Below are 11,319 nucleotides of genomic sequence, written 5' to 3'. Positions count from 1 at the left end.
TTAAACCATTCATTTTTATGCAAACCACACGCATTTTTCGGGTGGCCGGGCTACTGCTTTGCCTCGTGCTTGCGTCACCCAACCTCCACGCTCAGTTCGTGGTCTCTGATCCCATTCATACGGCGGTATCGAACCTGATGCAGCTCATTCAAAAGCCCTCGTTTAAAACGATGGTTGGGGCTATCGAAAAGCTCCAGAAGGTAAAGGGAGCCGTGCAGAGCTACCACCGGGGGCAACAACTGATCTCGACCGTACAGCAGACGACCCGCACGTTACAAAGCATCTCGACCGTCGTGAGCAAAGATGGCCACATCTACCCCGCCGAATATTCGCTCATTGCGGATGACCTCAGTGCTATGGGTACCCAAGCCAACGATATCCTGAAAGATATGCGGCAGGGTACGTCGCAAAACCTGTTTGAGATAAATGACCAAGGCCGTATTGAGTGGATTTTCCGGGCTTACGAAAGTGCCAAGAAATTTCAGGGGCTGGTCAACAACTACTATTACAAGGTGCGTACGCTGTCGTTGCGCCGGGTACGTTCGCAGAAGGACTGGCAAATGACCAGCCGCCTGTATGCGATGGCTGAACCCACCCTGAATATGACCGGCAGTTATGGCGAAGTACAGGTGATGCTGGGCGAAAAAGGGTATGATGATGACTACACCGACCGGACCAAATCGGTGCTTGACGAGGAAACGATTGCAAAGCAGCAACAGCAGAAACAGGCCGAGTTGGACCGCAAGTCAGCGTTGATGCAGGAATGCCAGGACCGCCTACAGATTGCCGATTTGCAGGGAGAACAACAGGCTTTAGCCGAGTTGAAAATTATTTATCCGCCTTACTTAGACCCGGAGCAAAAGAAGTTTAACGGGTACGTTGACCCCCGTGACGGGCATGTCGTATCGGACGAAGAGTTCGGGATTCTGGTACGCATTCGGGGTCGGCAAATCGCCGCAGAGAAACGGGCCGCTATCCAGCGCGAGTGCCAGGAGAAAATGAACAGTGGCGGCTAAGTAGCTTACCCACAGCCTGTAATCGTACCAAATCACTTACACCCTATGTTATTCGACGCGTACAAAACGCTGCTTGGTCTCTACGCTGACATGACGGCTTCGACCATGGACATCACGGCCCTAATCGAATCCAAGATTCGGGCCGTAGCCGGCATCGGGGCACTGGTCTACATATTCTCCCGGCTGGTTGGCCAAGTTATGCGGAACGAAGCCATTGATTTCTTTCCCTATCTGCGTCCGTTCATGCTGATGGTGTTGATTGGCCTGTCGCCCCGCATTTGTAACGGCATCGACAAGCTGGGGGAAAGTATCCGCACGGCCGTGGAACGGCAAAACGGAACGCTCTACCAGAAGATTGGGGAACAGACAAAACTGCTCCAGCAAACCGTCGATGCCAAGTGGCAGGAGATTGGGGAACATCCCGAATTATTCCGACAAGTAGACCCGTCGTTCAACCCGGATGCCTTTGGGTCGAGCCTGAAGCTGAGCTTTGCGGAGTACTCGGAGAAGTTTAAATACGAACTGCTCTCCTACACCCAGGATATTCTGCTGGCTCTAATGCAGCTCGCCGAATGCATGCTGTTTTTGATCTCATTCACCTACCGGCTCGTGCTGCGCATGGGTGCTCCAATTGCCCTAGCGCTGGCTGTTTTCCCGGGCATGACGGGCAACATTGCTGAGTGGTTTGGCAAGTATATCAACTACACGTTGCTCCCGACCGTTGCGGCGGTGTATTCGTCCATTGCGTTCAAAGTCACGCTTAAGTACCTCAGCTATTATGATCCCAAGACGATTGTACTGGGCAACGCGGGGGGAGCCGAAGCGCACACGCCAGAATACATGGGTTTGGCGTTCATCGGCATTCTGGTCATGTGCCTCATCGGCTACTGCCAAGTGCCCTCCATGACTAACATGCTCGTCACGGTTGGCGGTGTCGGGGCCATGGTGCAGGGGGCCACCAGTCTGGCGAAATCTGGGGCGGGACGTGTATCGGCACCCGTTGCCAGGCCACTCAGCGCAGCCGGTCATTCCGTGGCTTCCCGCATAGGCGGCGGCATCACCAACGTGGCCCGATTAGGTGGGAATGTGGCGGGAGGGGTTGCCAAAGCTCCCTTTACGATGGCTGCTCACGTAGCGGGGGGCGCGGCCAGAGGCGCACGAGCCGGTGCGTCGTCGGGCGGCAGTGTCTTCAGTCGGGGCGTGAAAGGCGTAGCGGGCGGAGTTGTCGGCGCGGTGGTAGGCACCGGAGCTGGAGCGGTCGCAGCAGCAGAAGGAGCCACGCGCGGTGCTTATCGTAAGACTTTCCCCGGCAAGAAAAACCGACTCTAATAGCTTGCCTTTTCGACTCTGATATCTTGCCTTTCGCTCTATGAACACTACCAATTATTACCGTAAACACTTGACAAACAGCTACAAACAGCTGATGATGTTAGGCGTTTACAGTTTACTCTTTTTAACACTGTTTGTGATCGGCACCATCGTCTGGAGCTTTAGCCGATACCGTCACGCCACACAGCACACCTACGTTTTTCACCCTAAAGGTGCAGCGATTGCCATCTATGATGAGCGAACCAACTCAGCAACAACCAAAGCGAAAACTGCTACCATTTCCCTGCCAAAGCGATGAAGGAATTACTGCAACTGGAAACCGATTTTCAGCGTGGACGTTGGCTACTGATTGCCGCGTTCAGTTTCAGTCTGATTGTCGCCCTGACGGCTGTAGGGCTGGCATTCAAATACAGCAACGAGTTCAGCAAGCGAATCTACCTCGTCAACCGGGGCGAAGCCATTCAGGTAACTTGCGGCAACGTGACCGATAATCGCCCGGCTGAACTGCGCCACCACGTTGGCCGCTTCCACGAACTGTTTTTTACCGTATCACCCGATCCCAAATCCATCGACGACAATATTCGGCGGGCTATGTTTCTCTGTGATGAATCAGCCAAACGGCTGTATAACAATTTATCAGAACAGAATTTCTACCGCGATATGGTGCAGGGAAACGTGACGCAACGCGTACAAATCGATTCCGTTGTGGCCGATCTGCGGCACTATCCATACAGAGCCATAACCTACGCCCGGCTCGTGCAGGAACGGGCCTCGGCCATTGTGCATCGAAGCCTGGTTACGGAAACATCGCTGGTCGATGTCAACCGGTCGGATAACACGCCAAATGGTCTTCTCATGCGGGATTTTCACATCCTCTCTTCACGCGTTACGCAAGAATACAGTAAATAAGATGAGCCTATTTAGACAAACAAAAACGGACTATCCGCCCATCGCCGATGGACATCCCGCTTTCAGGTTAGGCACAGTCATAGCCACCAAACTAACTGACTATGAACGCACAGTGGCTACGCTGCTCAATCGCAGCCAACATCAACTAGGCTTCCGCTTTCGAAACTGTTTGTTGGCCCTGATCGGCCTTGGATTCCTACTCTATTTCATTGCCTTACTGACGTAACCATGCACCAAAATCAACCACACAAAGCCGCTGTTTCCGAAAGCTCGGAACCTGAATTGTCGGCACCAGGTAGCGAAACCGTCCAGAAAGGAAAGGCAGACAAGAAGCAACTACTACTCCTGCTGGGTGGGTTTGCGTTTCTGCTGGGCATCGCCATTTTCGGCTTTTTGGGCGGGTTTATTTCGTCGGATCAGCAGCCCAAAACAACCGAAGGCACAGATGGAGGTGCCTCATCTCTGGCCCCCCCTGAAGCGCGACCGCACGGCCTTGACCAGCACGATAAATACGACAAGTACGGCTACGATGGCACGTTAACAACACCGGGTTCACCATCGGCCATGGACCGGCAGTCAGCAGCAAGTACGCATTTGCTGATCGGTAAAGACCCTGCTGCGGCCAGAGGGTCTAACGAGACAATTACCGACGCTGAGCTGGCCACAATCAATCGTCAGGCGAAGCAGGCAACAGCACCGTATCAGACTGCCACTGAACGAAAATCGACGCGGCGGAACGAGCTAAAACGGCAGTTCGATCATCAACAAGCCGAACGGGACGCTATCTACCGAACCATGCATCGTTCACCAAAAGGGCGCGAACAAGTGGCCGAAGAGCAAACCGCCCAACGGGAACGTGAGCTCGACCGAAAAACGGCGGATGCACTGCTCCGTCAGATGGAAACCGCCAACCAACGTTTAGCTGGCAGTTCAACGGAAGGAGGTCCGAGTAGTCCAGCGTCGCTGAACATGGCCGAGTATGAGCAGTTGAAAAAACTGCATAATGGTGAGTTGCCCCCCTCCTACCGACCGTATTTCAAGCGCGAAATCGACGCTGAGACCGCAGCAGGGTTAGACAGTAACGAGGGTCGCATAGCTTATTCTTCAGGCGGTACGTCAGCTTCACCTGCCCAAAAGGCAATGAATTTAAGTAGTACTGGATTTTATGGATTGGCTGAGCAGCATGGTGTCACTAGTATTAAAGACCCTGTGCAAAGTCAATCCATACCGGCGGTAATCCACGGCGATGGCGATGCGGTAACGGTGCAGACTGGAAGCACGGTTAAGATTCGGCTACTTGAAGACACCCAGTTTACCATTGGTGGAAAACAAGTAACAGTCCCCGCGCACACGTTGCTTGCGGGGATCTGTACCATCGGACCAGATCGGGTGAACATTGCTGTGTCTACGTTGCGAATTGAATCAGACATCTATCCTATTTCGCTTAGCGTTTTCGACTTGGACGGCCACGCTGGACTCGCTGTGCCTAAACTAGCCGACAAGAACAGGGTAGCTCAAAGTGCCGCCAGCTCGGCAGGTCAGGCGGTGTCATCCCCCTATTATTTCGTCCCCCAGGGGACGTTTGGGCAGCAGGTAGGCAGTCAATTGGCCATGCAGGTAACGAATACAGCTTTTCAGGGAGTACGTTCCCTACTGCAATCAAAACTGGCTGCCGTGCATGTCACGGTAAAACCCAATTACCGGATTTTGCTTCGGCCAACTCAACAGGCGACCAGGCTCACGAATTAACGACTTTCCCTTCTTCAATAATGACACGCTTCATTCTATTTTATTCCCTTGTATTTAGTTGGTTAAGTTCTCAAGCTCAAGCGGTTAAGCCGAAACTGAGGCACTCCTCGACATTGTCCGCAGGTAAACAAAATACCAAACCGCCGATACTGATAGCTGCTCTTACACCGATGACAGTCAAGCCAGTTCAGCCTATTCGACCAACACCCCCTTTACATGCTCAAACAACTCCATCAACTATAGGTACTAAACCCTTCCACACTGAAACAAAGGCAGAGCAAGCTAGTGCTCCACCAGTCTGGGTAGCTAACCCAGCCCTGGTTGCGTCAATTCACACAAAACCGTATCTCTTGCCCATCGACCGATCAGCGGTCAAAGGGTCATACCCGTTGGGCATTTCGGATCGTAAAACGACGCACATCATTTTTCCGGCAACGATCAAAGAGTTCGACGCTGGTACAGATTACGTGCTGGCCCAAGTACCGCAGACAATCACGAATGTGCTACGCGTCAAGGCGAATCCGAAGGCCAGTGCATTTTGCCGGGCTGATTCAGGCCGGGAAACCAACATGACGGTTATCACGGAAGATGGCGGCTTCTATTCGTTTCTGGTCCGTTACCAGGAAGAGCCGGAGATCCTGAATATTAACATCGCCAACAACCTCACTGCCGATGATCAAACGAGCCGGGCGTTGGGCATTAACAGGTCGGCTGCCATCACGTTTACGTTGTCGGGCACGACTAACGAAGGAACGGGTCTAGTCAAGAGTGATGTGGCTTATCGTTGCGAACGCATTATTGATCGAAAGCCATTCATCCGCAATATAGGCGCATCGAAAATGCGCGTGACCAACTTATTGACAGGTATTTATGTGGCCGACAAAGTGATATATATGCAATTCGCCGTGCGTAACGACAGCCAGATTGATTACGAGGTAGACTTTTTCAAGTTCTATGTGCGTGATAAAGAGGTGATGAAGCGGATGGCCGCCCAGGATGTGGAGTTGAAACCCTACGCGCAATATCCCGAAACGCTGAGGATGCTTCGTGCCAAAACAGAACGGAGTTGTGTATACGCCCTACCGTTGACCACACTTACCGAAGACCGTATAATCGAGGTCGAACTGTATGAAAAAAACAGCGGACGACACCTTCGATTCCAGATTGAAGCAGATGTACTTCTCTTAGCTAAGCCACTATAAACAATGAAACAATTGATCTGTCTTCTGTTTTTTTGCGGCCTCACGTACACCCCACTAATAGCACAGGTTCATCTGAAGGGTCAACGATTTTATGACCTGCAAGTCGGGTTAACTGACGGTTTCCAGTTCGCCGATAATCAATTGGGCATAAACCTGCTGGTTAGCACAGGTGTTTACAACCGAAAATACAATGCTTGGAAGACCACCCTTGGCGTGTTGCAAAAACCCCTCCCTATTACCGGTTCTGAATCGCTCCATCATCTCTGCCAGTTTGGCGTTGGGTATGGCTACGAATTCAACCTATGTCGAAATCCCCTCCGCACCCGGTTTATTCGAGGCTTTATTCAACCTGTCCTTTTATACGAATCAGTTAGAACTGGGCAAACTACGCTTGATTCAACCAAAGCCCCTCAAGGCAACTCGCGTTTATTGCTTGGTGGCGACGTCGGCTTTGATATTGAACTATCGCCATTAGAGGTTAGCATTAGGCAACGATGGCAACCTAACTCAGGTATCCAACCTTTTCACACACTATTTTCAATTGGGTGGCGGTTCCACAGGTGAACTGTACCGAAATAATCACCCTAACCAAAAGCCGCACTAGCAGAGTCTGGATGCGGCTTTTTCACGGCTTTGAGTGTACTGGAGGAATTACCCTTTTCAGCAGGACACATCAGAAATACAATTCGGCCTTGTCGCTTGCACTGGCTGCTTGGCTCGTTCTTGAGCATTTTGGCGCAGTTGCTGGTAAAAATTCGACTGATTCACGAGAACTAAGCGACAGCCGTAGAGTCACTGCCGATCAAAAATAGACAGGGCAATCACCATCTGGTAAATTCTACTTGTGATTGGCTCTGACAATGAGGCTTCGCATCTTTGTGACAAAGCCCTACTCCATTAACTGTTGCGTGACCACCTGAAAGTAAAATAATGCATCCCTCACTTCACAAAGACCTAGAACGAGATATCAATCAACTGATAAGCTTTCTCGCTACTCGCTCTACCAGGTCAATTGTCAGTTCATGCGCGACCATGTTTTACTTGGATAAGGATGAGGAAATAGACGCAAAAACGCTAGCGGCTAAGGTCAAGCAAATCCCTTATCTCTTGGGGTTGATGCTGACTACAACTGAACCCAAGCACGCTGTTGAGTTTAGTCAGCAAGACTGGCGTAAGGCTAAGAAGCTACTCGAATCCATTGTATTCGCTTACGGAAAGATGTTCTTTCCTACCAAGGAGGAAATAGGTCAGTTGTCCAGTCAATGGCACAAGGTTCGGGAGGTGGCCATGCCCGTTTTCTTACAATATTTCACCGCTGGACTGTACGCTTCAGTAGAGCAAGTATCGAACCGGATTCAACATTACCTGACTCCTTTCGATGGGCAATTGCTCGATGCGATGGGGATCAGTGCCACTGATGTGCTTGCTATCACCAAATGGGTCTCCGCAAAGCTACAAACCCAGACCGACGAATTATTCGAATCAATGAGAGGCGTTCAGCAAATCCATGCTGATTTTGTCAAGTTTATGGATGAGAACGAAGGCCGTCTCGATATCGACGACGAAGTCATGCGCCGACGAGTTCAGACGCCGGAAGCGACGGCACTAGTTAGTGCAATGCAACGGGGCTTCAATCAGTATTTCAGCATCTCTCTGCAAGGGATAACTGAGGTTTTCGGCTTGACGAAAGCCAGGGCCTTCTGGAAAGCGTTCGTCGTGAAGCGAGGTGAGGCGAAAGGCTACTTCTACCTGACCGAGCGCAACCCTATGGAGGAAAAGCCACTGATCGAACTGACACCGGACGTAGCGATGTGTCCGTTGGCTAATCTGCTTTATATCGCTGTTGAACAAACGGGCTCTCGCCTTTTATTGGACAGTCAGTACAAAGAGGCTTTCTTAACCAGACGAGACGCTGTTTTGGAAAAAGAGGTTGAGAAATCGCTAGTCGCTTTTTTCACAGCTGATACGCAGGTGTTTTCCGCCGTCTATGAGACGCCTACCTCGCATTATGAACATGACCTAATCCTGCTTTGGAACAAGAAGCTGTTGATTGTCGAGGCCAAAGCCACTCCTCCAGCGGAGCCTTTTCGTGATCCCGAGAAAGCCTATGAACGCGTCAAGCGAGCTTTTAAGAGCAAAACGGGTATACAGAAAGCCTACGACCAGGCAGACAGGATCAGAAAGCAACTCGCCGAGGGTTCTCGCGTACCCCTATACGACAAGAAAGGTAATCTACTGTTAACGTTAGATCCCGCCCATATTGACGAACAGTATGCTGTTTGTGTGACCAGAGATAGTTATGGTATTGTAGCCACCAATCTCACTTTACTATTAGAGAAGGAAGAAGATGCCCCTTACCCCTGGGTGACGAACATATATGACCTCGACAATCTACTCGATGCTTGGCGTTACCTGGGTTGGGGACCGGATCGCTTATTCGATTATATACGGCAACGTATCGCATTGAGTGGAAAAGTATTCGCACTCGATGAACTGGAAATTGCGGGTTTCTACATTAGACACGATTCCCTAACACAGATAGCTGATTCTGATTACGATATAGTCACCTTAAATCACCTGTATTCTGACGTATTCGATGAAATCTATATCGCTAAACGCACAGGAGAAACTTACACAAGAGAGGTGATAGATCAACCGGTTTATACAAATATGAAGGACATGTTCGATTCATTTGCGCAGGAAAACGAGCGCTCGAATAACGCTATCAAACGACGAAAGCAGCGGCCCAATGACCGTTGCGCGTGTAATTCTGGTAAAAAGTATAAAAAATGTTGTGGTAGTTGATGAGTCGCTCTCAGGTCGACTAAGGGGCCAGAAAAGCCTTGATCGATTACACTCGTCAAGGGTAAACGTGAAAAATTACGCCCTTTTGAGCTTCGACCGGGGGTTACGGTGTGGCAACGGCTTTGTGACTTGGCAAACACAGATTTGGCCTAACTCTCAATATTATTACGCGCTAAAATATTACAATCAATGAATAGTCGTGAACTATTACTGAAGACCATTTCAAATGAATTTGCAAAGTGGCAAGTTCAAATCGCAAACCTGAATTCGTTAAATTTATATGACGCTAATATTTTCTCCGAGTACACCTTATGTGAAATGCTTAATCTAATATTTGACTACAAGTTGGTCAATGCTAATCTATTAGCAGCAAATTACCCAGCAGCGGATTTAATTGATAAAGAAAATAAAATTGCTATTCAAGTCACTTCAACTGCGCAAAAGAATAAAATACAGGCCACATTAAACAAATTTATAGAATACAATCTGCACCTGGATTATGATCAAGTATTCATTGTAATACTAGGTGATAAACAAAAAAGCTATTCGACATTAGTGATACCATCCGAAATTACTTTTGATAAGTCAGAGCAAATTCTTGATTTCAAGGATGTGTTGAATATTATAGCTAGACTACCACTTCACAGAATAGAGAAGATTGCTAAGCTCCTAAGTCGAGAGAGTATCCGTACGATGCACAAGAGGCCAAATAGTAGTGCTATAGCCCTGAAAAAGAAACTTTCGCTAAAGAAACGTATTCAAAAAGACCTTCTTAGGACAGTTAGTAAAGAGCAATGGGAATGCTTATGGTATGAACCTTGGGTTAAGTTTCGTTATCATAACGTAATCATTCGTTCCGTGAATGACAAAACTTGGCCTGAAGTGGACTACCCGCCTAAAACAAAGATTAGTACCTGGTTTAAGGGTGAATTCTGGAATTTTTATGAAAATGGGATAGAGTTAATCTCACACGGTGATCAAGCGATCTTTGATGAAAATGGCTATTGGGACCTCCTGGATTTGAGGGGCGATGCACGAGAAAATGATAAAAAATTCAGAGTAGCTAACTATCATACATTCTTGAGAATACCGTATGAGTATATAGTCGAGTATGACATGGAACCAGATGATTACTACGGTGTCCCAACAATTTATGTGGAATACGCAAATGACGATACACCTTATGAAAAGGTGTTATATGGACGTATGGGGCATTATGACAAGAAAAATCCCAGCAACTCGCACCACACATATTATTTCGAGGAAGAAAAGAGGCGAGATTTAAAGTAATTTTCTTGCCGTTTACTAAAATATGTTTGATCTGGCTACTGAATTAATAATTGGGCTAGATGATTTTCAGTTTTACTGATTTTGTGTTTTCAGTCCGCTTAATGATAATGCAACTCTTGAGCAGCATTCTCTCGAAGTGTTAATTGATATCCCAACCACCAAAAAGTGTCTAGGCGCAATCCTACCACCGGAAAGTTAAACCGGTTAAAATATGACATTGGAGCGAGTTGTAAGTTTGTACCCTAGGCACCAACCTCAATGACTCCGACGCTCTGTTCATCTATAGCTTCAAGGTCGTTTTTGGTAATGAGCGAAACAAGCTGATCCTGCATCGGTCTTTGCAAGTGCTCATACGAACCAAGTGGTTGGCCTTCCTATCGACTTAACCCGTAAGACCCACATCTCCAACTGATGGATCCTAACCGGTACCGGTTAGGCTTCGTTTTTTATTACTCGCACTGTCCTGAAACAAGAATTGATTTTAGCAGGACAATCGCCTTGAAAAGTGGTCAAGGTCGTTACGAAACGCCCAACTTTTTGCAGGGCTGTCGCAATCACCACTTTTTACTTGCTCTTTTGCTCACCAGAAGAGCTATTCTGAATTACTACTATCGTAAGAACTATTGGTCGATTCGTGACTATCTGATGAAGATGTGTCAGAACCCCAATTAGAGGAACTGCTCGACGAATCCGAACCCCAACTTGAAGAGTTCCCTGATGAATCTGAATCCCAGCTGGAAGAACTGTGAGAGGAATCTGACTGCCAGTTGGAAGGAGTATTGCTATAGCTATCATTCTCGTAGGAACTGGACGAATTATATGAACTGCCTCCCGAGTCATAGGAGGCTTCATTACCCGTCAGGTCAGCGTACTGTGGTTCAGTAGGCTGAAAGCCGTTGCCTGTTAGATCAGCGTACTGTGGTTCAGTAGGAGTTAGGTCAGTAGGTTGAAAGCCATTACCCGTCAGGTCAGCGTACTGTGGTTCAGTAGGCTGAAAGCCATTACCCGTCAGGTCAGCG

General features: G+C 48.7%; 9 protein-coding genes. All 9 read left to right on the top strand.

Annotated features, from left to right (window positions below):
• Positions 1-17 precede the first annotated feature (17 nt).
• The 9 genes from J2I48_RS12695 (at position 18) to J2I48_RS12655 (ending at position 10,300) form a co-directional block, all read left to right on the top strand.
• On the top strand, positions 18-1,016 hold the full coding sequence (locus J2I48_RS12695; protein WP_207335832.1) for a TrbJ/VirB5 family protein: 999 nt from the start codon (positions 18-20) through the stop codon (positions 1,014-1,016).
• A gap of 45 nt (positions 1,017-1,061) precedes the next feature.
• The gene (locus J2I48_RS12690) at positions 1,062-2,345 is read left to right on the top strand and encodes a TraJ family protein (protein ID WP_207335831.1); all 1,284 of its coding nucleotides are present in this window, start codon (positions 1,062-1,064) and stop codon (positions 2,343-2,345) included.
• A gap of 40 nt (positions 2,346-2,385) precedes the next feature.
• Complete coding sequence (locus J2I48_RS12685; RefSeq protein WP_207335830.1) at positions 2,386-2,643, top strand: hypothetical protein; 258 nt, start codon at positions 2,386-2,388, stop codon at positions 2,641-2,643.
• Positions 2,640-3,254 carry a conjugative transposon protein TraK gene (gene traK, locus J2I48_RS12680; protein WP_207335829.1) on the top strand — a complete coding sequence of 205 codons (615 nt, stop codon included), beginning with the start codon at positions 2,640-2,642 and terminating at the stop codon, positions 3,252-3,254. The genes J2I48_RS12685 and traK overlap by 4 nt, the downstream gene beginning before the upstream one ends.
• A gap of 228 nt (positions 3,255-3,482) precedes the next feature.
• Positions 3,483-5,003 carry a conjugative transposon protein TraM gene (gene traM, locus J2I48_RS12675; protein ID WP_207335828.1) on the top strand — a complete coding sequence of 507 codons (1,521 nt, stop codon included), beginning with the start codon at positions 3,483-3,485 and terminating at the stop codon, positions 5,001-5,003.
• A 350-nt stretch (positions 5,004-5,353) separates the two neighbouring features.
• Positions 5,354-6,205: a conjugative transposon protein TraN gene (traN, locus tag J2I48_RS12670; protein WP_229376197.1), complete on the top strand. Its 852-nt coding sequence runs from the start codon at positions 5,354-5,356 to the stop codon at positions 6,203-6,205.
• A 3-nt stretch (positions 6,206-6,208) separates the two neighbouring features.
• Positions 6,209-6,769 carry a conjugal transfer protein TraO gene (locus J2I48_RS12665; protein ID WP_207335826.1) on the top strand — a complete coding sequence of 187 codons (561 nt, stop codon included), beginning with the start codon at positions 6,209-6,211 and terminating at the stop codon, positions 6,767-6,769.
• A gap of 366 nt (positions 6,770-7,135) precedes the next feature.
• A complete protein-coding gene (locus J2I48_RS28725; RefSeq protein WP_207335825.1) occupies positions 7,136-9,010 on the top strand; it encodes a YecA family protein in 1,875 nt (624 codons plus the stop codon).
• A gap of 189 nt (positions 9,011-9,199) precedes the next feature.
• Complete coding sequence (locus J2I48_RS12655) at positions 9,200-10,300, top strand: SMEK domain-containing protein (RefSeq protein WP_207335824.1); 1,101 nt, start codon at positions 9,200-9,202, stop codon at positions 10,298-10,300.
• Positions 10,301-11,319 lie beyond the last annotated feature (1,019 nt).

Origin of the sequence: Fibrella aquatilis (assembly GCF_017353255.1) — a bacterium.
Lineage (GTDB): Bacteria > Bacteroidota > Bacteroidia > Cytophagales > Spirosomataceae > Fibrella > Fibrella aquatilis.
Note: the sequence above shows the minus strand (reverse complement) of the source record. Positions and strands in the feature narration are given on the sequence as shown.